The 20,817-nt window shown below is 61.3% G+C and carries 22 protein-coding genes; 16 read left to right on the forward strand and 6 right to left on the reverse strand.

Features of this window, described 5'->3' with window-relative positions:
• Positions 1–3: 3 nt before the first annotated feature.
• From AC3WVQ_RS30865 to AC3WVQ_RS30880, 4 genes are all read right to left on the reverse strand, one after another.
• On the reverse strand, positions 4–264 hold the full coding sequence (locus AC3WVQ_RS30865; protein WP_234798879.1) for a Y4lK-related protein: 261 nt from the start codon (positions 262–264) through the stop codon (positions 4–6).
• A 101-nt stretch (positions 265–365) separates the two neighbouring features.
• Complete coding sequence (locus AC3WVQ_RS30870; RefSeq protein ID WP_192444540.1) at positions 366–623, reverse strand: hypothetical protein; 258 nt, start codon at positions 621–623, stop codon at positions 366–368.
• Positions 624–1,369: 746 nt separating this feature from the next.
• Positions 1,370–1,846, reverse strand: a complete 477-nt coding sequence (locus tag AC3WVQ_RS30875) for an Lrp/AsnC family transcriptional regulator (protein WP_060607921.1) — start codon at positions 1,844–1,846, stop codon at positions 1,370–1,372.
• Positions 1,847–1,883: 37 nt separating this feature from the next.
• Positions 1,884–2,486 (reverse strand): amino acid synthesis family protein, encoded by a 603-nt coding sequence (locus AC3WVQ_RS30880; RefSeq protein ID WP_060519031.1) that lies wholly within the window; start codon positions 2,484–2,486, stop codon positions 1,884–1,886.
• Between the two features lie 299 nt (positions 2,487–2,785).
• Between AC3WVQ_RS30880 and AC3WVQ_RS30885 the strand changes: the two genes are divergently transcribed.
• The 10 genes from AC3WVQ_RS30885 (at position 2,786) to AC3WVQ_RS30930 (ending at position 13,843) form a co-directional block, all read left to right on the forward strand.
• Positions 2,786–4,129: an amidohydrolase gene (locus tag AC3WVQ_RS30885; RefSeq protein WP_060607915.1), complete on the forward strand. Its 1,344-nt coding sequence runs from the start codon at positions 2,786–2,788 to the stop codon at positions 4,127–4,129.
• A 171-nt stretch (positions 4,130–4,300) separates the two neighbouring features.
• The gene (locus tag AC3WVQ_RS30890; protein WP_060607913.1) at positions 4,301–6,103 is read left to right on the forward strand and encodes a helix-turn-helix domain-containing protein; all 1,803 of its coding nucleotides are present in this window, start codon (positions 4,301–4,303) and stop codon (positions 6,101–6,103) included.
• A 180-nt stretch (positions 6,104–6,283) separates the two neighbouring features.
• A complete protein-coding gene (locus AC3WVQ_RS30895; protein WP_060607910.1) occupies positions 6,284–7,279 on the forward strand; it encodes a flavin reductase in 996 nt (331 codons plus the stop codon).
• 1 nt (position 7,280) lies between these two features.
• A complete protein-coding gene (locus tag AC3WVQ_RS30900; RefSeq protein WP_060607908.1) occupies positions 7,281–8,795 on the forward strand; it encodes an aldehyde dehydrogenase in 1,515 nt (504 codons plus the stop codon).
• Between the two features lie 34 nt (positions 8,796–8,829).
• Positions 8,830–9,906: an LLM class flavin-dependent oxidoreductase gene (locus AC3WVQ_RS30905; RefSeq protein WP_192444538.1), complete on the forward strand. Its 1,077-nt coding sequence runs from the start codon at positions 8,830–8,832 to the stop codon at positions 9,904–9,906.
• A gap of 2 nt (positions 9,907–9,908) precedes the next feature.
• Positions 9,909–10,718 carry an alpha/beta fold hydrolase gene (locus AC3WVQ_RS30910; RefSeq protein ID WP_034799940.1) on the forward strand — a complete coding sequence of 270 codons (810 nt, stop codon included), beginning with the start codon at positions 9,909–9,911 and terminating at the stop codon, positions 10,716–10,718.
• Positions 10,711–11,100, forward strand: a complete 390-nt coding sequence (locus AC3WVQ_RS30915) for a carboxymuconolactone decarboxylase family protein (protein ID WP_034799942.1) — start codon at positions 10,711–10,713, stop codon at positions 11,098–11,100. Before AC3WVQ_RS30910 ends, AC3WVQ_RS30915 begins: the two co-directional genes overlap by 8 nt.
• Positions 11,101–11,239: 139 nt before the next feature.
• Positions 11,240–12,070, forward strand: a complete 831-nt coding sequence (locus AC3WVQ_RS30920; RefSeq protein WP_060607905.1) for a transporter substrate-binding domain-containing protein — start codon at positions 11,240–11,242, stop codon at positions 12,068–12,070.
• A 58-nt stretch (positions 12,071–12,128) separates the two neighbouring features.
• Entirely contained in the window at positions 12,129–13,103 is a 975-nt protein-coding gene (locus tag AC3WVQ_RS30925; RefSeq protein ID WP_034799945.1) for an amino acid ABC transporter permease, read from the forward strand.
• The gene (locus AC3WVQ_RS30930; RefSeq protein WP_034799947.1) at positions 13,100–13,843 is read left to right on the forward strand and encodes an amino acid ABC transporter ATP-binding protein; all 744 of its coding nucleotides are present in this window, start codon (positions 13,100–13,102) and stop codon (positions 13,841–13,843) included. The genes AC3WVQ_RS30925 and AC3WVQ_RS30930 overlap by 4 nt, the downstream gene beginning before the upstream one ends.
• Here the strand turns inward: AC3WVQ_RS30930 and AC3WVQ_RS30935 are convergent.
• Together AC3WVQ_RS30935 and AC3WVQ_RS30940 are read right to left on the reverse strand one after the other, a co-directional pair.
• The gene (locus tag AC3WVQ_RS30935) at positions 13,767–14,042 is read right to left on the reverse strand and encodes a helix-turn-helix domain-containing protein (protein ID WP_082566333.1); all 276 of its coding nucleotides are present in this window, start codon (positions 14,040–14,042) and stop codon (positions 13,767–13,769) included. The two genes, AC3WVQ_RS30930 and AC3WVQ_RS30935, sit on opposite strands and share 77 nt — an antisense overlap.
• 12 nt (positions 14,043–14,054) lie before the next feature.
• A complete protein-coding gene (locus AC3WVQ_RS30940; protein ID WP_060607900.1) occupies positions 14,055–14,879 on the reverse strand; it encodes an IclR family transcriptional regulator in 825 nt (274 codons plus the stop codon).
• 335 nt (positions 14,880–15,214) lie between these two features.
• Here AC3WVQ_RS30940 and AC3WVQ_RS30945 point away from each other — a divergent pair, with 335 nt between their 5' ends.
• From AC3WVQ_RS30945 to AC3WVQ_RS30970, 6 genes are read left to right on the forward strand one after another with little or no spacing between them, the layout of a single operon-like run.
• On the forward strand, positions 15,215–16,273 hold the full coding sequence (locus tag AC3WVQ_RS30945; RefSeq protein ID WP_060607897.1) for an ABC transporter ATP-binding protein: 1,059 nt from the start codon (positions 15,215–15,217) through the stop codon (positions 16,271–16,273).
• Positions 16,273–17,145 (forward strand): ABC transporter permease, encoded by an 873-nt coding sequence (locus AC3WVQ_RS30950; RefSeq protein WP_060607894.1) that lies wholly within the window; start codon positions 16,273–16,275, stop codon positions 17,143–17,145. Before AC3WVQ_RS30945 ends, AC3WVQ_RS30950 begins: the two co-directional genes overlap by 1 nt.
• Positions 17,146–17,149: 4 nt before the next feature.
• Positions 17,150–17,944 carry an ABC transporter permease gene (locus tag AC3WVQ_RS30955; RefSeq protein ID WP_060607891.1) on the forward strand — a complete coding sequence of 265 codons (795 nt, stop codon included), beginning with the start codon at positions 17,150–17,152 and terminating at the stop codon, positions 17,942–17,944.
• Positions 17,945–17,950: 6 nt separating this feature from the next.
• Positions 17,951–18,265 (forward strand): (2Fe-2S)-binding protein, encoded by a 315-nt coding sequence (locus AC3WVQ_RS30960; protein ID WP_060519053.1) that lies wholly within the window; start codon positions 17,951–17,953, stop codon positions 18,263–18,265.
• On the forward strand, positions 18,258–19,661 hold the full coding sequence (locus AC3WVQ_RS30965; RefSeq protein ID WP_060607888.1) for an FAD/NAD(P)-dependent oxidoreductase: 1,404 nt from the start codon (positions 18,258–18,260) through the stop codon (positions 19,659–19,661). The genes AC3WVQ_RS30960 and AC3WVQ_RS30965 overlap by 8 nt, the downstream gene beginning before the upstream one ends.
• Positions 19,658–20,800, forward strand: coding sequence for an NAD(P)/FAD-dependent oxidoreductase (locus AC3WVQ_RS30970; RefSeq protein WP_060607885.1), 1,143 nt, complete (start codon positions 19,658–19,660; stop codon positions 20,798–20,800). Before AC3WVQ_RS30965 ends, AC3WVQ_RS30970 begins: the two co-directional genes overlap by 4 nt.
• The last annotated feature ends 17 nt before the right edge of the window (positions 20,801–20,817 follow it).

The raw sequence follows: 20,817 nt of genomic DNA on the forward strand, positions 1-20,817 counted from the left end.
CAATCAATGCCGTGTGGGCTCCGACGTAAGCTCCACGAAGCGGCCGATTGACCAAAGATAGGCAACAATTTGCCATCTCAGAGGGTCGCGGTTTCCGTATTTCTCTAGTATCCGATCAAGGGTTCTGCTCGCTTGGGTCTGCTCGTCGATTTCGCCAATTACGTAGCTGTCGTGGCCGACAGCGCAAATGTCGCAGCCTACTTCGAGGACGTCGAACACAAATGCCGGTATTTCGCTGGCGTCCATCTGGCGTCGTTCGGTCATGGCTCGACCCTCCGCTGTACTCGTTTGTCAGGGTTCGATCCCTTTGTGCGACAGGGAGAACCCTGTCCCTTCGTAAAGGCATGGGCTTGGGCCGCGGTCGATCATGGAAACAGTCGCTCATCCGTGAGAGTGAGCAGGACCACGACCTCTGTCTGCAAGTCGGCGCAGATCTGTTGATATTCAGTGATCAGCTGGATGCGAGCCGGGTACTCCTGCAAAAGATCGTCGAGAGCCGAGGCGGCGAGCGCGTAAGCCTCGAAGAGATCGAGCAGATCAGGGTATTTCGCAAGGCGCAGCTGGGGGCGATGGCGGGGTAAAGCCATCTCCAGGCGGGCTCGTCCCAGGTGCATGAGTCTCATGGCTGGCCCCCCGTTTCCGCCAGAGCCTAATTCGAGGGTGCGACCGACGTTGGAAGGACAGTGGCGACTTGCTGGCGAGGGGTGTTCGAGAGCGCGCTGCCCACGAACAGGTAGCCGCCGATGACGACCATCGCCAGGAGCATCACTCCGATCGGAAGCCCTGTCGAGAATTTTCGCTCTGGTTGGTTATACCGGTATTGCTCGTACATCCTGTGTTCCTTCGATCATCAGCGACACCAGGGCGAACCGAAGGGACGATAGGCCGCCCTGGTGTCGTTGTTCGCCCGCAGCGCGCAGGGGAGCTGGCCATGGGCTAAAAGAAAATTTAGGGCGGCTGGCGCTGGCAGCTACGGTATTAGGACCATTGCGGAGGGATTATCAGACTGAAGTCCCATGGCGGAACATTTTCCCGCACCCTACGTTTCCATGCGCGTTTTCTGCAATTTTCGTCGCAAAGCCTGGAAGCCGCACTCGCCCTATCAAAGCGCTTTCCGATAAAGAGCTGTCTTAAAAAGTATGGCCCCGTCGGGGGCACGACGAGGCCAGAGGCTCTTATCGAAGAGACTTCACTGGGGGACATTGGTGAAGCCTTGTGGCTGACCCTGATTGGGGAAACAGAATCAAGACAACGTGGAAACGCCCGCATCGCGAAATCGTTCCGGGATCTCAGCAAGAAAAGATGGCCTCGAGCGAGGTGCAGGAAACGTCTTGTTCCGAAAAGGTGAAGGCGCCAATTCGCAAAAGGGTCAAGTCGCCACGAGAAGCGACACTGGCACAACTGGGTCTTCCTTGACGGTCCTCGTGACGACGTAGGTGAAGTAGCGGGCGATTCCGAGTTCCCAGTCGAGAAGCGTGTCGATCAGGCGCTGGTAGGCGTCGATGTCGGCAGCGACGATCTTCAGGACATAGTCAACGCCACCGCCGACTGACCAGCAGCAGACGATTTCGGGAATGTCGCGAACAACCCGCTCGAATCTGTCGAAGTCGACTTGGCGGTGGCTGGCAAGTGTCAATTCGACCATGGCGCTTGCGACGGGGGCTACCCGTCGAAGAGATAGGCGCGCGTGATATCCGCTGATGATGCCGGCCTTTTCCAATCTGCGTAGCCGCATCCAGCAGGGCGTGGCAGAAAGGCCCGCCTTTTCTGCGAGTGCAAGCTTGGTGATGCGGCCATCCCGTTGGATGGCGTCGAGGATGCGTAGGTCGATCGCGTCAAGTCTCATGGCAAACTCCTGAGGCGGTATCGCGCTCTGGTCTGCGTCAAGCGCTTCCGAGCAATGCCGCCTTTTCTGCTTCCATTTCCGCGATGTCTTGAAAACGGTCGGCGATGCGCGCGTGCGCGCGACCGCTATCGGCAGCGCCGATAGCAACGATGATCTCGTCGGGGCCGGGGGCGTCGGCGATCTGGAAGTTGGCGGTAAGGAAATGCGATCGTTTGCCGTTCTCACTCTTGTGCATCATCGGCAGCGATAACAGAGCGCCCGGCGCATTACGAGTGTTGGCAAATTCGAGGTAGTTCGTGCCGCCGATCGCTTCGCGGAAGGGGTTGCCGAAGCGCAGCGTGTGGATCATCGCCGAGGCATGTTCGATCTCACCGGCGATGCCGACGGCCGCGGCCTTGCCGCAAGCCTCGACCTTATCCGCAGGCATCTGGCGGAGCAGCCGGCCCGTCATCTCCTGGCTAAGTTCACCGGCGATGCGAGTGATTTCCGGCCGCAGATCTTCGACAAAGCCTCGCCCTGCCCAGGGGTTCTGGATCACTGCAGCCACCAAGACGACGTTGACCGGGCGCGGCGCTATCTTGCCGCCTTCGATAAGGGTTTCTTCCAGGAAGGTGCAAATTTTTCGGATGCCGAGTGTCATTGGGACGCCGCTGATAGTGGAAACTTGCGACAACTTACCGGCTCGCCTGGGCATTTCTTCCTCTGTTTCGAGGAAGTGGGCACCGGTCGTTGCTGCAAAGACAAGGAGATCCCCGCGTTGAACGACTCCGCTCAATGAGCGAAATCTAGATCGTCTTCTTTTTGGAGGAAATTTCGGGCCTTTGTTCCGAGTGGAGAAAAAATGGCATCAGTCTTCCTCCGTCCGTGAGAATGCGCCCGTCTCTGCGCCCGCCCATCATGGCTCCGCCAACAGGCGACCACCAGATGGAAGGGAACCAAATGAAGACGTTACTGGCGAACACGACCGCTTTGATGCTTGTCCTGCAGCTTTCCGCGGGCACAGCTTACGCTGCGAGCGCACGGCTCGATAGGCTCATCGACCAGAAGTATCCGGAACTCGAGAAGGTCTACAAGGAACTCCATGCCAATCCTGAACTCGGCTTTCATGAGACACGGACGGCAAAGCGTCTGGCGGCAGAATTGGAGAAGCTTGGCTTCGAGGTGACCGTCGGCTTGGGTGCGGGTACCGCTCTCGTCGGTGTCTTTAGGAATGGCGACGGCCCGACGATCATGCTGCGAACCGAACTCGATGCGCTGCCGATGGAGGAAAAGACCGGGCTCGATTACGCCAGCCGCGTACAGGTGCCGGCAACCCAATGGCCTGGAAACTCAGATGAGACGGCAAAGGTCTTTGTCGCCCATAGCTGCGGCCATGATATCCATATGGCGTCATGGCTTGGGGCGGCCCAATTGCTGGTCGAGATGAAGGATGATTGGCATGGAACGCTGCTCCTCGTCGGTGAGCCGGCCGAAGAAATCGGCGGCGGCGCAACGGCCATGCTCAAGGCCGGCCTGTTCGAGAAGTTTCCGAAGCCAGATTTCGGCTTCGCCATGCACGTGAACGGTGATCTCGCCGGCAAAATAACCGTGAAGGACGGTGCCTTCAGCGGAAACTCCGATACGTTCGACTTGACCTTCAAGGGTCGCGGGGCGCATGGCAGCGCTCCGCATCTCTCGATCGATCCGATCGTCCAGGGGGCCCGTTTCGTCACCGATATCCAGGCTGTTGTGAGCCGTGAGAAGGATCCGCGCGAACCGGGCGTGATTACGGTCGGAAGTTTTCAGGCGGGGACTGCGGGCAACATCATCCCCGATCAGGCCAAGCTGAAGTTGACCATGCGTTCGACCACCCCGGAGACGCGCAAGCTGCTGCTGGAGGCGATGCAGCGCGTCGCCAAGACGACGGCGCAATCGGCCATGGCGCCGGAACCCGAACTGCTGCGCATCGGCGGCGGCGCTGTGGCCGGCACGAACTCGTCAGAGTTGATCGGCGACGTCAGGCCGGCATTGGATGCGTCCTTTGACGGCGTCGTCTACGTCCCGACCGCGGTCCAGCCGACGTTGGGCGTCGAGACCTATCCCGAGTTCATAGAAGCAGGCGTGCCTTCCATTTTCTATTGGGTTGGCGGGACCTCACCCGAACAGGTTGAAAAAGCCAGCCAAGAGAACAGGCCCGTTCCCTCCAATCATTCGCCATTTTTCGCTCCGGCCCCGGAGATTTCCATCAAGACGGGGGCCAAGGTTCTGGCGATCTCAGTGCTCGAAAAAGCCGGCGTTGACTGAAGCCTGAATGGGATAGCGGCTTCGAGGTCATCGCCAGTTCGATGACCTCGAACTCGGCGTTGAAGATACTACCTTTCATAGAAAGTTTGGCCGAAGATATCCATCGAAACGAAGTAGACTTGTCCACTACCGGCGCGCATGTTGATTGATAGAAATCAAGAGGCGAGGCAGTTGGATCAGAAGTCCCGGATATTGTCGCTCCGCGACATCGCGAGCCAGATTAACAGCGGTAGCGATCTTCAGACGGCATTGCAGCAGCTCATCGCCGCTGCATGCCGCCATGCGAACTGGGCCCTAGGCTCAATCATGGGGATCGACGCTGCGCATGGGTATGCGTATGTCATCGTGCGCCATGATCCAACGCTGATCGAGCGGCAGCTGCCCGACAAGTGGGAGCTGGCGACCAGCCCCTCCCTGATCGCCTTGCAGCGCAATGAGCCCGTCTATATCAGGGACGCGCGTGCGTCGGGCGAGTTTCCGGGCTACAGAAAAGAGGCCTTCGAGCGCGACTATCGAACGGTGCTCGTCATGCCGATGAACTGCAGGGATGCTGAGGGCCGCCCGATGGTGCTCAGCGTCATCGCCCGCGAGGTGACTGAAGTGTCGGAGGACGACCTTGCTTTTCTCGGCACGATCATCCACCTCGGCGCCATCGCCGTCCAACGGGAACACCGTCTCGAAGCTGAGAAGCGATCCGCCCAGCGGCTGGAACGCGCGCTGGAGGCGCATACGTCGCTGCTCGAACATGTGTTGAGCGACGGGTCGGTCGCATCGCTTTCCAGCATGGTTGGGAAGATGTTGCCGAACCCGGCCGTCGTCGTTGATTTCACGGCCAATCAGGTCGTTGCTGGCCGGTCGCCGAATGCGCTTTACGACGAGGCTGGTTGGCAGCAGGCGGCCGCTACCGTTCTTAGCCGGCCGCTGATGAAGGCGGCCCGTGATGCCGTCGAGCGCGGGACGGCCGACGCCGTGAGCCTCTACCTCGACGACGGCACGCAACGGTTCAAAATAACGGCCCGCATCGAAGCGCTGATGGTCGACAATCAACTGGTTGGGGCGCTCATCATTTTCCCGACGACCCGCGAATTCAGCGATCTCGATCTCCTGATGCTCGACAGCGCCAAGTTTGCATTGAGCGTGCAGATGATGCGAAGCTTCATCCGGTTTCGCTTCGAGACGCGGACGCAGACCGAACTCTTTTTCGAGATCGTGGAGGCGCGGTGGCGTAATGCCGGTGATGTCGCCCAGCGGGCTCAACGGCTCGGGCTCAGCTTCTCAACGCCTCAGCAGATGATCGTCGTCGATTTTCCGGATAAGACGAAGGCATTTGGCGGCGCTTCTGTCGATGTGGAGCACACGCTCTCGCGTGTCATGCAGCAGGCATCCGTCCAGGCAAACCTGATCGCGGTCGAGGGCGGCGTCGTCTGCCTCGTCCCTCATGATACGGGTAAGCGGCAAGAGCGCACGACAAAGCTCGCGCGGCGTATCGCCGAGGAACTCGGCCGCTATTTCGACGAGGCACCTATCGTCGTCGCCAGCAATCGGTGTGCGGCCCTTTCGGACTATCCGCCGGCCTGGGAGCGCTGCGCCCGGATGATCCGCATCGGGCGTTCATTCGGCCTGACCGGGGCGGTCTCCGCCCAGGATTTCGGCCCGCTGCCGATGCTGGTCGCCGCCTGCGAGGCGGTCGACGTGCGCGGCTTCGTGCAGGAGAGCGTGGGCGCCATTGTCGATCACGACCGGGACAACGGTACTCCTTACCTCGAAACCCTGTCGGTGTATCTGCAGGAAGGTTGCCGAAATCAGGCCTGTGCCGATGCTATGGGCCTGCATGTGACGACGCTGCGCTATCGGCTGGCGCGCATCCAGGAACTGTTCGGCGTCGATGTCGAGACGCCGGAAAAGCGCTTTGCCGTCGAGCTCGCGATCCGCCTGCACGGCGTCATCGACAACCGCTCTACCGCCAGCAGTTAGCTTATCTTCATCGGCCAAGTATCGCCTTGTGACCTCGTCGCCACCGATCTTCTGCGCCTTTGATGGTCTCCTCGGGATCGATGGAGAAGTTCCTTCGCTCCTCCTTTGAAGCCATGGAAGCATGGTCGCCATCACGGCGTTAGCCTCCAACCAACTTGATGGTGAGGAGGCGAAAAGCGCATGGTTGAGACAGCAGCATCGACGGACGTGCCGATTGATCCGATTGCGCTTCGTCGCGCCTTCGGCACGTTTGTAACCGGTGTCACCGTCATCACCACCCGCGACGAAGACGGCACGCCGCGTGGAATGACGGCGAATTCCTTCACGTCGGTTTCGCTCGATCCGCCGCTGCTATTGGTCTGCGTCGCGAAATCCGCGTCGAGCTTTCCTGCCTTCACGAATGCGGGATGTTTTGCGGTCAATATCCTCCATGAAGGACAGGTCGACGTCTCGGGAAACTTTGCCTCGAAATCCCCCGACAAATTCCAGTCGGTGACCCACGATCATATCCACACGGGCGCGCCGGTCCTGACTGACAGCCTGACCTGGTTCGATTGCACGACTTACAACACCGTGGACGCCGGCGACCATGCAATCCTGATCGGCCAGGTTCGCGCATTCGGCACCAGTCCCACCGCACCGCTCGGCTTTTGCCGCGGCCGCTATGCCAGTGTGAAGGACCCGCTGCCAAACGGCTGGCTTGCGTCGCATGGGATGATCATCGGCTATCTGATCGAGGCCGGTGAAGGCTTGCTGCTGCGTTCGGATGGCAAGGGCGGCTGGGTTCTGCCGTCAGCACGGCGCCGCAAAGCCGACAGCCAGCTCGTCATCGACGGTGGCGACGCGCTCAGCCTCGTCCCGGACGAGACCTTCCTTTACTCGGTCTTCGATGTCGCCGACAGCGATCCGGGCTACCTGGTCTATCGCGCACGGCTGGCGGGTGAGGGCGGCGCCGGCAAGAGCCTGCCATCCGATCTGCGCTTCTTCCCGCTCGACGATCTTCCTGACGATGCGATCGCGACGCACGAACTGCGATCCATGTTGCGCCGCTACGTGCGCGAGCGGCAAGCCGGCCGCTTCGGCATCTACATGGATTCCGACGACGGCGGCCGTGTGGCGATGATCGACGGCGAAGCTCGCACCTGGCTTCAGACCTCCCAAGACCAAGGACATTGAAATGAAGACGACGGTCAGTTCCATCGAGGGTTCGCGCCAGTTGCTGTTCATCGGCGGGCAGTTCGTGGCACCGAAGAACGGCAACTACATCGCCAGTTTCGACCCGACGACGGGCGAGCCCTGGTATCATTTTGCTGAAGCAGGTGCGGACGATGTCGGGGCAGCCGTCGTTGCTGCCGCCGCCGCCTTCCGCGACCCGGCCTGGCGCCGCATGACGCAGACCGATCGCGGCGCGCTGATGCGCCGTCTCGCCGAACTTGTTCGCGCCAATGCCGATAGGCTGGCGGAAATCGAGACGCGCGACAACGGCAAGCTTCTCAAGGAAACCCGGGCGCAGATGCGCTCGATGCCAGACAGCTATCACTATTTCGCGGGCATGGCCGACAAGCTGCAGGGCGAGACCATTCCAATCAATCGTCTCGATACGCTGAACTTCAACCTGCGCGAGCCCTTGGGCGTCGTCGGCATGATCACGCCGTGGAATTCGCCGTTGATGCTTCTGACCGGCACGCTGGCACCGTGCCTTGCAATCGGCAATACGGTCGTCATCAAGCCCTCGGAACACGCGACCGCCTCGACCTTGGCGCTTGCGGAACTGATCCACGAGGCGGGCTTTCCCGCCGGCGTCGTCAATGTCGTGACGGGTACGGGCCAGAGCGCCGGTGAGGCGCTGACGCGTCATCCTGGCGTTGCGAAATACGTCTTCACAGGCAGCACGGCCACCGGCCGGCGCATCGCCGGCAACGCCGCGCAGAACCTTGTTCCGTGCTCGATGGAGCTTGGCGGCAAGTCGCCTCACGTCGTCTTTGGTGATGTCGACATCGAACATGCGGTCAACGGCGTCGTCTCCGGGGTCTTCGCAGCCGCTGGCCAGACTTGCGTTGCCGGCTCCCGCTGCTTCGTCGAGGAGCGCATCTATGATCGCTTCGTTGAGGCGCTCGTCGCCCGAACGCAACGCATACGGGTCGGTCTCCCGGCGGTCGAGGACACCGACATCGGTCCGCTCGCGCTCGCCGATCAGCTCTCCAAGGTTGAATCCTACGTGGCCTCCGGCGTCAAGGAAGGGGCGCGCGTTGCCGCCGGCGGGCGGCGTCCGCAGCGGCAAGGGCTTTCGTCAGGGGGCTGGTATTTCGAGCCGACAGTGATGGTCGATGCGCAAAACGACATGACCTTCATGCGCGACGAACTCTTCGGTCCGGTGGTCGGCGTCATGCCGTTCCGCGACGAGGAAGAGATGATCCGGCTCGCCAACGATACGCGATACGGCTTGGCTTCCGGCATCTGGACAAAGGACATCGACCGGGCGCTGCGGTTCGCCAACCGGATCGATGCCGGGACCGTCTGGATTAACACCTACCGCTCCGCGTCTTTCATGTCTGCCAACGGCGGCTTCAAGGAAAGCGGCTACGGCCGGCGCGGCGGGTTCGAGGTCATGCACGAGTTCTCGCGGTTGAAGAACGTCATCGTCGACTACTCCGGCGCGATGCAGGACCCCTTCGTCATCCGTCTGAAGTGACAGCAAAAGCACGGGCACAGGAAAGGCAGAAAACATGAAGTTCGCAGTCTCCCTCACGATGGAACGCTTCTCCCCCGATACTCCGATGGAGCAGGTCAAGAGCAACTTGCTGCAACTCGCGCGGCTTGCCGACGAAGGCGGCTTCGAAACGCTGTGGACTGCAGAACACCATACGCTGGAATGCACGATCTCCCCCAATCCGTTCCAGACGCTGGTCTGGCTCGCGCAGCACACGGATCGCATCCGGCTTGGCACCTCCACTCTGGTCGCGCCCTATTGGAATCCCATCCGGCTCGCCGGCGAGTCGGCGCTCTGCGATCACCTGACCAATGGCCGCCTTGAGTTCGGGATCGCGCGCGGTTCCTACCAGTACGAGTTCGACCGTATGGCGGGTGGTATTCCGCAGCAGGAGGGGGTGGCCTACATGAAGGAGATCGTGCCGGCCGTGAAGAAGCTCTGGTCCGGCGACTATGCCCATGAGGGACAATACTGGAAGTTTCCGGTCACGGCGGCAGTGCCGAAGCCGCTGCAGCAACCCCACCCGCCTATCTGGGTGGCGGCGCGCGATCCCGGAACCTTCGACTGGGCGATCGCAAACGGCGCCAGTATCCTATCGACGCCGCTCTCCGCGCCGGAAGCCGAAATCCACGTGCTCTCCGAGAAATTTCGCAAGGCGGTCGCCGATCATCCGGAGGTGCCGCGCCCGCGCTTTATGATGCAGCGCCGCACCTGCGTCTATGACCGGCCGGATGGGTGGGAACATGCCGTCAAGCACAGCATGGACTACGGCCGCGCTTTCGAAAACCTCATGCAGAACATCGGCACGGTGCACAACGGCTTCCCCGAGGCAGTGCCCTACGAAGCGGTCAAGGGCAAGGACAACTACAATCCGGACAACATCCGCAAGAACCTGATGTTCGGCACGCCGGACGAAGCGATCGAGAAGCTGTTGGTCTATGAGGCCGCCGGTGTGGACCAGTATTGCCTGGGCCTGACCTTCAATCTGCCGTTCGAGCTGCAGAAGCGGACGCTGGAGCTATTTGTCAGCGAAATCATGCCCTTCTTCGCGGCCCGTGAGAAGGAACAGAAGCGTATCGCGGTGGGTGCCTGAACATGGCAGGAGCTCAGCGCCATACCGTCGGAGAGGTGACGCTCAACTACCGCATCGAGGGAGAAGGCGAACCGCTCGTCTGCATCCACGGCGTCGGCTCCTATCTCGAAGCGTGGTCGGGCGTGGTCGAACGTTTGAAGGACCGGTTCACGATCCTGACATTCGACCTTCGTGGTCATGGCCGCTCCAGCCGGGTCAAGGGCCGCTACGAGATCGACGACTTCGTCAACGAGACGCTGGGGCTTGCCGACGCAGCGGGCTTCCCGACCTTCAATCTTGCAGGCTTTTCGCTGGGCGGCCTGATCGCCCAGCGTCTCGCTCTGACCCACCTTGGACGTCTGCGCAGGCTGGCGCTCTTGTCGACCGTCGCCGGCCGCACGCCGGCCGAGCGTGAGCGGGTTCTCGACCGCCTCGCCGCCCTCAGAGACGGAACGCCTGCCGACCATCACAATGCCTCGCTGTCGCGCTGGCTGACGGAAGAGTTCCAGGAGAACAACCCGCAGGTGATCCAACGGCTAAGGGCGCGGGACGCCGAAAACGACCCCGACTGCTACGCGGCAGCCTATCGTGTGTTGGCGGAAACGGATTTCGGCGGCTTTCTCGACCAGATCCGATGCCCAACGCTGATTGCTACCGGCGAAGACGATGCCGGCTCCAACCCGCGCATGGCGCGCTACATGCACGAGCGCATTCCCGGGTCCGAGCTTCGTATCCTGCCGGGCCTTCGCCATTCCATCTTGATCGAGGCGCCCGACGTCGTGGCAACGCTGATGGGCGAGTTCATGAGCCAGGGGGAGACGGTCGATGGATGAAGCACTGCGAGCAAGGGGAGAGGCCATCCGACGCCAGGTGCTTGGCGATGACTATGTCGATGGGGCAATTGGCAGCAGCGATGCCTTCTCGCGGCCGTTTCAGGATCTGTTGAACGAACATTGCTGGGGCACCGTCTGGACGGACGAAAGCCTCGACCTGAGGAGCCGCAGCCTACTGAACCTCGGAATGCTTGCAGCGCTCAACCGCATGCACGAATTCGGCGTCCACTTTCGCGGGGCGATCCGCAACGGTTTGACCGACGAAGAGCTTCGCGCAGCACTCGTGCAGATCGCGATCTACTGCGGCATTCCCGCAGGCGTCGAAGCGTTCCGTGTGGCCCGGCGCGTCCGCGACGAGATGGCTGAAAAAGGAGAGCGCTGACTTCCACGTTTTCTAGGAAGGGGCAGCGCCGCGCTACCTCGTATCGCCGGAAGACGGATGGCGGGCTCAGAACTCAAGATCAACCCGATGGCAGGAAGAGGACCCTGTCAAAAACCAGAACGACAAAGGGAACGACAACATGAACACATTCGCAAAACTCACCGCGGCGGCATCGTTTGCCTTGTCGCTCGCGATCGTTCCGGCCCACGCCGGGGCCGTACTCGACCACGTGCTCGATGCAAAGACACTGAAGGTAGCGACCGACGCCAACTGGGCGCCGCAGTCCTTCATGAACGAAAAGAACGAGATGGACGGCTTCGATGTCGATGTCGCCAAGGAACTCGCCAAGCGGTTGGGTGTCGGTGTCGAGTTTGTTACCCCCGGCTGGGACATCATCACGGCCGGCAATTGGCAGGGGCGCTGGGACATGCATGTCGGCTCGATGACGCCGACAAAGGAGCGTGCCAAGGTCTTCGATTTCCCGGCCGTCTACTACTACACCCCGGCCGCCGTGGCCGTGCACAAGGACAGCCCTGTGGTCGGCCTGATCGATCTGGACGACAAGGTCGTCGGCGCGACGGCGACGTCCACCTTCGAAGCCTATGCCAAACAGGATCTGACCCTCGACGCTGCTGGCGCACCTGCCTTCGAATACACCTTCAAGCCGAAAGAGGTGAAGTCCTACGCCAACTCGACGACCGCATTCGATGATTTGCGCCTCGGTGACGGCGTGCGGCTCGACGCAGTCGTATCGTCGCTGCCCAGCATTCGCGACGCAATCAAGGCCGGCTATCCGATCAAGCAGGTTGGCGACCCGGTCTTTTACGAACCGCTCGCAGTCGCTGTCGAACACGGCGACAAGGAGCTGAGCGACAAGATCGCCGAAGCGATCAAGGCGATGCAGGACGATGGCACGCTGAGCAAGCTGTCGGAGAAATGGTACGGCGTCGACTACACCGTCGTGAAGTAAGGCAGCCATGTCTGGCGGTCCGGGCAGCCGGACCGCACGTTGTCCAAAGGGACCAAAGATGCTTTATCCCGATACTGTCGAGTCCGAAATACTCGTCCACAAACCATGGTTCGTGGCCAGCATGTTCGCTGCCGTCCTCATTGCCTTCACGGCCTTCGGCCTGACCGGCACAACGATGGGCGAATTGATGCGGCCAGTGATCGGCGAGCCGCTCGAAAGCGGATTCTACGGCCGCTTTGCGACCGCCTTCGTCGTGGCGGTGCTCTTCTGCCTCAACATCGTCCTGATCGGCTTTGCGAGCCTCAGGGTCCAGATCGTGGTCGTCTGGCTCGAGTTGCTGGCGCTGTTCCTCGCCTTCTTCCAGACCTTCGATCTCAGCCTGCCCTTCATAGAGGAAAAGTTGCCGTTCCTCATCACGCAAGGGCTGGTGACGACGGTCTATGTTTCGGCGATCTCGATTGTGATTGCCTCGGCGATCGCCATCCTCGGCGCCGTGGCCAAGCTCTCGACCAACGGCTTCGCCTATGCGATTGCGAGCTTCTACACGTCCTTCTTTCGCGGTCTGCCGCTGTTGATGCAGGTTTATCTGATCTATCTCGGCCTGCCGCAGCTCGGCTTCATCATCGACGCGGTGCCGGCCGGTATTCTGGCACTTTCGCTCTGCTACGGCGCATACATGACAGAAATCTTCCGCTCCGGCATCCAGAGCATCGACCGTGGCCAGTGGGAGGCGTCGCGCTCTATCGGCTTCGGCTTCGGGCTGACGATGCGCAAGGTCATCCTGCCTCAGGCGCTGCCGGTCATCATCCCTCCGACCGGTAACCAGTTCATTTCCATGCTGAAGGACAGCTCGCTGGTCTCCGTCATCGGTGTCTGGGAGCTCATGTTTCTCGCACGGACGCTCGGCCAGAAGACCTTCCAGCATATGGAAATGCTCATATCAGCCGCCATGCTCTACTGGACGATGTCTATCGTTCTCGAGCTGATCCAGTCCCGCATCGAACGTCACTATGCCAGGAGCAAGGTCAGATGAGCGCCGAGACCATCATCGACGTCAAAAATGTTTCCAAGTGGTACGGCGCCTTCCAGGTGCTGACCGACATCAACCTGACGGTCCGCAAGGGCGAACGCATCGTGATTTGCGGTCCGTCCGGATCCGGCAAATCTACCTTGATCCGTTGCTTCAACCGCTTGGAAGCGCACCAGGAAGGTGAGATCGTCGTCAACGGCATCAACCTGCATCCGAAGATGCGCAATGTCTCGGATGTGCGCCGCAACGTCGGCATGGTGTTCCAGCACTTCAACCTTTTCCCGCACATGACCGTGCTGATGAACTGCATGGTCGGACCGATGTGGATCAACGGCGTGCCGGAAGCGGAGGCGCGGGCAAGGGCGCTCACATTCCTCGATCGGGTACGCATCCCGGAACAGGCCCACAAGTTTCCAATCCAGCTTTCCGGCGGCCAACAGCAGCGCGTCGCGATCGCGCGCTCGCTCTGCATGCAGCCGGCCGTGATGCTGTTTGACGAACCGACATCCGCGCTCGACCCCGAGATGGTGTCCGAAGTCCTTGATACCATGACGAGCCTGGCAAAGGACGGCATGACGATGGTCTGCGTCACCCACGAGATGGGGTTCGCCAGGGCCGTCGCAGATCGCGTAATCTTCATGAACTCGGGACAGATTCTCGAGGAGGCTAGGCCCGATGATTTCTTCGACAATCCAAAACACGAGCGGACCAAGCTGTTTCTCGGTCAGATCCTGAAGCATTAGCTCGGCGCCCAACAGTTTCAGCTACCAGTTGATGCTCGTTGGTGCGTTCTGATGCGCGGAACGCGCTCGGCGTGTCTCCGAACGCTTTGCGAAACTCACGCGAGAAGTGCGCTGTGTCCGCGAAGCCTGTGATATTTGCAATTTCCATCACAGTCAGCGAGCCCCCGGAAAGCAGGTACCGCCCGTAGTTCAGTCGCATGTTCCTAAAGGTTCAGCCCTTCTGCGCGGCCCGCAAGGCGGAGGCCGGATAACGTAGGGTCGGGTCGAAGGGATTGAGCTTACTGCTGATCGCTTGCGCCTCTGCCTTCAAGAGATCGGTGATCGTGCCGCTTCGCGTTTCCGTCAGGCGCGATGCCAGCGTGCCGATGCTCAAGGAGGCGACGGCGATGCCGTTGCGGTCAATTACCGGCACGCCGAGCCCAGCCATGCCCTCGATCATCTCGAAATTCATCTGGGCTGCGCCGATCCGCCTGACCTCCTCGATCTTGATGCGCAGGTCCACCTCGTCGATCGCCGCCCGGTCCATGATGCGAGGCATATTAAACTTGATGATCGCCTCGCGTTCTTCCTCTGGCAGGTGGGCGAGGATGGCGATGCTGCCCTGGCCGATGCCGAGCGGCACCTTGCCACCGATGTCGCCGGTAAAGGAGCGGATCGGGAAGGGACCCTCGACGCGGTCGAGGCAGATTGCGTCAAAATTGCTGCGCACCAGCAGAAAGACCGTATCGTTGAAGGTGGCGGACAGCCTCAAGAGCGACGGCCGGGCGATGTCGAGGATGCCTTCTCGCCTGCGCGCCTGCGAGGCGATCGAGAAGAACTCCAGCGACAGGCGGTAGGATTTCCCCTCTGGCATTTGCTCCACGAGGCCTTCGGCAATCAGGGTCTTCAATAGCCGATGCGCCGATGGCTGGCTGAGATTCAGCCTCCGCGCGAGATCGATGACCCGCACACCCTCGCTCGCGTTATCTGCGAGGTCTTTCAGGATGTGGATCGCCTTGGTGAGGCTGGAGCTTCCGGCGTTCTCTGATTCCGACATTTGCGAAAATCTTTCAAAATCTGCGTGGCATAATTCCGTATATCGGATTTTTCTAACAAAAAATTCCGAAATAGAAAATTGCATTTGTGTTTTTCGTCAATTTCCTGGAGTTAATTCACACAAGCCTTCTTCAAGGGGTGGATGTGCCAGACGTGAATAGCCGAGAGGCTATTCCGAGAGCGAAACCGTGCCTTTATCGGTGCACTCGCGTACGCCGGAGATCTCAACGCCTGAAGGAAGGTTCGATGGTTGACGACGTGTCGCAGCCGCCGGGATCGCCGACAAGAAAAATGGGGCAGGCGATCTCAGGGGTAGCGACCCAGGGGAGAATGAGCATGAGTTTCCTGAACCTTGAGAAGGTCTCCAAGTATTATGGATCGGTCGCAGCCGTTCATGATTTCGATCTGGAGGTCGAAAAGGGCGAGTTTATCTCGCTGCTCGGGCCCTCGGGCTGCGGCAAGACGACGACCCTGCAGATGATCACCGGGCTCGTGCGTCCCTCCTCGGGCACGATAACCATGGGCGGGCGCGACATCACTCATTTGCCGCCGCCGCAACGCGAACTGGGCGTAGTCTTCCAGAGCTATGCGCTCTTCCCCCATATGACCGTGGCGCAGAATGTTTCCTTCGGCCTCGAAATGCGCAAGGTCGCAAAACCGGAGCGCGACAAACGGATCAAGGAGATCCTGTCGCTGGTCCATCTCTCGGCGCTTGCCGATCGCTACCCGCGCGAGATGTCGGGCGGGCAGCGCCAGCGCGTGGCGATTGCCCGGGCGCTTGTCATCAATCCGCCGGTGCTTTTGCTTGACGAGCCGCTATCGAACCTCGATGCGCAGCTTCGCGAAGAGATGCAGTTCGAATTGCGCCGCATCCAGCAGACCGTCGGCATCACGACGATCATGGTGACCCATGATCAGGCTGAAGCGCTGTCGATCAGCGATCGCGTCGTCGTCATGGAGAAGGGGCGCATCACCCAGGTCGATACGCCTTACGAACTCTATGAGCATCCCCGCAACGACTTCATCTCGTCCTTCGTCGGCAAGTCCAACTTCATGTGTGCGACCTCGTCCTTCAACGGCAAGGGCGCGTCGATCTGCATCGACAACACGCCGATCCGCTTCAACACCGACCGCCGCGAGCCGGATGGCAAAGTCTCGATCTTCATCCGCCCGGAAAAGCTCCGATTGACCGAGCCGGGCGAGGGCCAGATCCAGGGCAAAGTGACGACACGCTATTTCATGGGGAGCCAATGGCTGGTCAGCGCCGAGACACCGGCGGGCGTTCTTGCCGTTGCTGTTCCCAATCTCGGTGCGCCGCCGCCGATGGAAGGCGAAACCGTTGGGCTTGCCTGGCAGAGTGCCGACTGTCGTGTGCTGGCGGGAGCGGCCAAGTGATGAGCGCCGCTACCTCCGCCATCAAGCCGCGCCAGCTCGCGCCGTTGGCTCTTTCCGGGCCGACCACCCTGTTCTTCATCGGCCTCGTGCTCTTGCCGCTTCTGTTGACGGTGATCCTCTCCTTCAACAGCTATGACTATACCGCCGGGATCCAGAGCGACTTCACCTTCGCCAACTACCTCACGGTGTTGCAGGACGAATATTATCTCTCGACCTTCTGGCGGACATTGCGGCTTGCGCTTCTGACGACGGTCATCGCGGTGGCGATCGGTGTGCCGGAGGCCTACGTCCTCTCGAACATGCGCAAGCCCTGGCGGTCGATCTTCTTGCTCGTGATCATCGGCCCGCTGCTTGTTTCTGTGGTGGTGCGCACCTTCGGCTGGAGCATGCTGCTCGGCAAGAACGGCTTTGTAAACAGCGCGCTTGCCATTGTCGGCCTTGACCCGGTGCAGCTTCTCTACACCGAGACGGCGATCGTCATCGGTCTCGTCCATATCATGCTGCCGTTCATGGTCATCCCCGTCTGGACCGTTCTGCAGAAACTCGACCCGACGGTCGAGGCGGCAGCGCTCACCCTCGGCGCCTCGCGCTTCACCGCCCTTCGTCGCGTCGTCTTTCCGCAGGCGGCTCTCGGCATCCTCTCGGGCAGCCTCATCGTCTTTGCACTCTCGGCAAGCTCGTTTGCCATCCCCGGCCTGCTTGGCGGTCGGCGGCTGAAAATGGCGGCAACACTTGTCTACGACGAGTTCCTGATCGAGCTGAACTGGCCGCTCGGTGCGACCATCGCGATCATCGTGCTTGTCGCCAATCTCGTCATCATGCTCGCCTATAACCGCCTCATCGAGCGGCAGGCGAAGCGCAAGCTGGGTTGAAGCCATGCAGAGAAACGGACCCATCGCTCTCGCATTCCATAGCCTTGTCGTCGTCTTCATGCTGGCGCCGATGGTGGTCGTCTGCCTCGTGGCCTTCACGCCGGAAAACACCCTGGCGATGCCCTGGAATGGGCTGTCGCTACGGTGGTTCAAGGCGGTTTTCCATCATGCCGACTTTATGTCGTCCTTCGGCAACAGCGTAAGGCTCGCCCTGCTGTCAGCCACCATCTCCACCGTTTTTGCGGTTCCGGCGGCGCTGGCGATCACCCGCTACGATTTCCGCGGCCGTGAGGCGCTGAACGCGCTCTTCCTGTCGCCACTGATCATTCCGCACCTGGTCCTCGGCGTCGCTTTCCTGCGTCTCTTCTCGCTGATGGGCATGGGCGGGTCCTTCGGTTGGCTTGTCGCCACCCATGCGATCGTCGTCACCCCCTATACGCTGCGGCTGATCCTGGCGTCACTCACCAGCATGGACCGCAATGCCGAAAATGCGGCGCGCACGCTGGGGGCTGCGGAGTGGACGGTGTTTCGCCGGATCACCATGCCGCTCATGCTGCCAGGTGTCAGCGGCGGCTGGTTGCTCGCCTTCATCAACAGTTTTGACGAGCTGACCATGTCGATCTTCGTGACCTCGCCGTCGACGGTAACGCTGCCGGTCCGCATGTACATGTACGCAAGCGAATCCATCGATCCGATGATGGCGGCCGTTTCGACGCTCATGATCGGACTCGCCACCGTTACGATGATCATCCTCGATCGCCTGTTCGGTCTCGACCGGCTGCTTGTGGGCAAGGGCTGATATCCGATGTCGATGAACCCGTTACTCCGGCGGCGCTACCGCCTGGACGAGACACTCGTGCCCTTCACATTGAACGGGACGGCCCAAACCGGGCGCCGCGGCGACACGGTACTGACGGCGATACTCTCGGTGAGCGGTCGCCTGAGACAGAGCGAATTCACCGGGGAGAACCGGGCCGGCTTCTGCCTGATCGGCGCCTGTCAGGATTGTTATGTGATGACGGCGCAAGGCAGCCGCGTCCGCGCCTGCAGCACCGCCTTGCTCGCGGGCATGGCTTTCATCACCGATCTCGGCGCGGTGTCGGAGACGGCCCATGATTGAGCCGTTGCAGCCCGTCATCGTTGGCGCCGGACCGGCGGGCATACGCGCCGCCGAGCGCCTCGTGCGCGCAGGTCTCAGGCCGATCGTGCTTGACGAAGGTCTGCGCGCTGGCGGGCAGATCTATCGACGCCCGCTGATCGACGACGGTCGATCCTATCGCAGCCGCTATGGTTCGGAAGCCGGCAAGGCAAGAAGGTTACACGAGGCTTTCGAGGCACTCTTGCCTGCGATCGACTATCGCCCCGAAACGCTGGTCTGGAATGTTTCGGCGGCTGAGCACGGCAATCAGCTCGATGTCCTTTTGGCCGGCGTGCATCGGCAGATCGGCTTTTCGCAACTGATCCTGTGCACCGGCGCGACCGATCGCGTGCTGCCATTTCCGGGATGGACGACGCCTGGAGTTTACACGCTCGGCGCCTCCCAAGTGGCGCTGAAAGCCCAGGGCTGCACAATTGGCGACCGCATCGTCTTCATGGGCTCCGGTCCGCTGCTCTACCTCGTTGCCTGGCAATATATGAAGGCCGGCGCGTGCGTGGAGGCGGTGCTCGACACAGCACCCATCACGTCGAAGCGACACTTGCTGTCGCTTGCCATCCATGCGCCGCGCATCGTCGGGCTTGGTGTTTTCTACGGGCTCCAGCTCCAGCTGGCCGGCGTGAAGATCCGCAACGGCGTGCGGCCGGAGGCGGTCCTCGGGACGGGCCAGGTCGAGGGTCTTCGCTTCCGTCGGCGGGCAAGCAAAGGTGAGGTCGTCGAGACGGTATCCTGCGACGCGCTCGCCTACGGTTTTGCCCTTCGTCCAGAAACCCAGCTTGCCGATCTTGCCGGCTGCCGTTTCTGTTTTGACGAGCGCGATCGCGTGTGGCTGCCTGAGCGAGACGCCATGGGGCGCACTAGCCGGGCCAACGTATACGTTGCCGGTGACGGCAGCGGAATTGCCGGCGCCGATGCGGCGGAAGTCTCGGGCGAGCTCGCCGCGGCCGCTCTGCTCGAGGATGCGGGGAAAGCATCAGCGGATGGAGCGCGCCTGATGGCGGCTCGCGAAGCGATCCTGCGGCAGCGTGATATCCTCGAACGTGCCTTTCCCTTCCCGGTTGATTGGTTCGAGACGGTCCCGGACGAGACGACGCTGTGTCGTTGCGAGGAGATTACCATTGCAGAAGGACGCCGCGCCATTGCGAGCGGCTCCATCAGCGAGATCAACCGCCTGAAGGCGCTGAGCCGGGTCGGGATGGGACGTTGCCAGGGGCGCATGTGTTCCGCCGCTGCCACCGAGTTCTTGAGCGGGCTTTGTGGCGTTTCGCCCGGTGAGGTTGGTCGCCTTCGCGCTCAGGCGCCGGTCAAGCCGATCCCGCTTGGTTTCGGTGCTGCCGTAGAAGCGGAGGCTCGGTCATGAGATGGCGCATCTCCGTCGACGTCGCGATCATCGGCGGCGGGCTGGTCGGCAGCTCCGCAGCACTTGCCATGCGTAAAGCGGGGCTTTCAGTCGCCCTCATCGATAGGGGCTATTGTGGCGCGCAGGCGAGCGGGGTGAACTATGGCGGCGTGCGCCGGCAGGGCCGCGCCCCCGAACAATTGCCTTTGTCGCAGCGCGCACACGGTATCTGGCCGCAACTCAAGGCAATGGTCGGCATCGATGCCGAGTACATGCGCTCCGGCCATCTGAAGCTCGCCCGCACGGAAAAGGATTTTGCCAAGCTCGAAGCCTATGCCGAGACGGTTCGGGACTATGGGTTGGGGCTTGAGCTCGTTGCCGGTTCGGCGTTGGCGCACCGGTTCCCCTGGCTTTCCGCCCAGGCGGTCGGCGCGTCGCTCTGCCCCGATGACGGCCACGCCAATCCGCGTCTCGTTGCGCCCGCCTTCGCAAGAGCCGCCGAGCGCGCCGGCGCGATGGTACTGGAGCAGACGCCGGTGCGCGACGTCGCTGCGACCGGAAACGGTTTCGAGATCCTCGCCGGCGACGGCATCGAGATCCGCTGCCAACAACTGGTCAACAGCGCCGGTGCCTGGTCCGACCGCTTTGCCGCGAATTTCAACGAGCCTGTACCGCTGACACGTATCTATCCCTCGATGGTGGTCACCGAACCTCTGCCATTGCGTTTGCCCGTCAGCATGGGTGAACAGGGCGGCAGCTTCTATGGCCGGCAGGTGGCGCGCGGCAACTACGTCATGGGGGGCGGTCGCGGCCTGCCCCTTGGAGATCCCGACTATTCGCGTCCGTCGGTGACGGCTGCATCCTCCGTCATGCAGCGTGCAATCACGCTCTTTCCGCATCTGGCTGAAGCCCAGGTCATCCGCTTCTGGTCTGGAACCGAGGCGGAAATGCCCGACGGCAACCCGGTGATCGGCCCGAGCGAGACGACATCAGGCCTCTTCCACGCTTTTGGCTTCTGCGGCGCAGGTTTTCAGACCGCGCCCGCCGTCGGCGAAGTGCTCGCAGAACTCGTCACCGCGGGCCGCAGCACTACGCCGATAGACGCCTTTTCCATTGGCCGCTTCCGCAAGGTGGCGGCCGAAACTGCAGCCTCGTTGTGAACAGAAAGGGGAATACC

It is taken from the genome of Ensifer sp. EB106-05-01-XG146 (genome assembly GCF_058791875.1).

Excerpts from the sequence above, each read along its gene's own strand:
- AC3WVQ_RS30930 (WP_034799947.1), top strand. The coding sequence starts at position 13,100 with ATGAGCGCCGAGACCATCATCGACGTCAAAAATGTTTCCAAGTGGTAC.
- AC3WVQ_RS30905 (WP_192444538.1), top strand. The coding sequence starts at position 8,830 with ATGAAGTTCGCAGTCTCCCTCACGATGGAACGCTTCTCCCCCGATACT.
- AC3WVQ_RS30880 (WP_060519031.1), bottom strand. The coding sequence starts at position 2,486 with ATGACACTCGGCATCCGAAAAATTTGCACCTTCCTGGAAGAAACCCTT.
- AC3WVQ_RS30945 (WP_060607897.1), top strand. The coding sequence starts at position 15,215 with ATGAGTTTCCTGAACCTTGAGAAGGTCTCCAAGTATTATGGATCGGTC.
- AC3WVQ_RS30940 (WP_060607900.1), bottom strand. The coding sequence starts at position 14,879 with ATGTCGGAATCAGAGAACGCCGGAAGCTCCAGCCTCACCAAGGCGATC.
- AC3WVQ_RS30915 (WP_034799942.1), top strand. The coding sequence starts at position 10,711 with ATGGATGAAGCACTGCGAGCAAGGGGAGAGGCCATCCGACGCCAGGTG.
- AC3WVQ_RS30895 (WP_060607910.1), top strand. The coding sequence starts at position 6,284 with ATGGTTGAGACAGCAGCATCGACGGACGTGCCGATTGATCCGATTGCG.
- AC3WVQ_RS30935 (WP_082566333.1), bottom strand. The coding sequence starts at position 14,042 with ATGCGACTGAACTACGGGCGGTACCTGCTTTCCGGGGGCTCGCTGACT.
- AC3WVQ_RS30900 (WP_060607908.1), top strand. The coding sequence starts at position 7,281 with ATGAAGACGACGGTCAGTTCCATCGAGGGTTCGCGCCAGTTGCTGTTC.
- AC3WVQ_RS30925 (WP_034799945.1), top strand. The coding sequence starts at position 12,129 with ATGCTTTATCCCGATACTGTCGAGTCCGAAATACTCGTCCACAAACCA.
- AC3WVQ_RS30955 (WP_060607891.1), top strand. The coding sequence starts at position 17,150 with ATGCAGAGAAACGGACCCATCGCTCTCGCATTCCATAGCCTTGTCGTC.
- AC3WVQ_RS30950 (WP_060607894.1), top strand. The coding sequence starts at position 16,273 with ATGAGCGCCGCTACCTCCGCCATCAAGCCGCGCCAGCTCGCGCCGTTG.
- AC3WVQ_RS30965 (WP_060607888.1), top strand. The coding sequence starts at position 18,258 with ATGATTGAGCCGTTGCAGCCCGTCATCGTTGGCGCCGGACCGGCGGGC.
- AC3WVQ_RS30875 (WP_060607921.1), bottom strand. The coding sequence starts at position 1,846 with ATGAGACTTGACGCGATCGACCTACGCATCCTCGACGCCATCCAACGG.
- AC3WVQ_RS30865 (WP_234798879.1), bottom strand. The coding sequence starts at position 264 with ATGACCGAACGACGCCAGATGGACGCCAGCGAAATACCGGCATTTGTG.
- AC3WVQ_RS30870 (WP_192444540.1), bottom strand. The coding sequence starts at position 623 with ATGAGACTCATGCACCTGGGACGAGCCCGCCTGGAGATGGCTTTACCC.
- AC3WVQ_RS30970 (WP_060607885.1), top strand. The coding sequence starts at position 19,658 with ATGAGATGGCGCATCTCCGTCGACGTCGCGATCATCGGCGGCGGGCTG.
- AC3WVQ_RS30910 (WP_034799940.1), top strand. The coding sequence starts at position 9,909 with ATGGCAGGAGCTCAGCGCCATACCGTCGGAGAGGTGACGCTCAACTAC.
- AC3WVQ_RS30960 (WP_060519053.1), top strand. The coding sequence starts at position 17,951 with ATGTCGATGAACCCGTTACTCCGGCGGCGCTACCGCCTGGACGAGACA.
- AC3WVQ_RS30920 (WP_060607905.1), top strand. The coding sequence starts at position 11,240 with ATGAACACATTCGCAAAACTCACCGCGGCGGCATCGTTTGCCTTGTCG.
- AC3WVQ_RS30885 (WP_060607915.1), top strand. The coding sequence starts at position 2,786 with ATGAAGACGTTACTGGCGAACACGACCGCTTTGATGCTTGTCCTGCAG.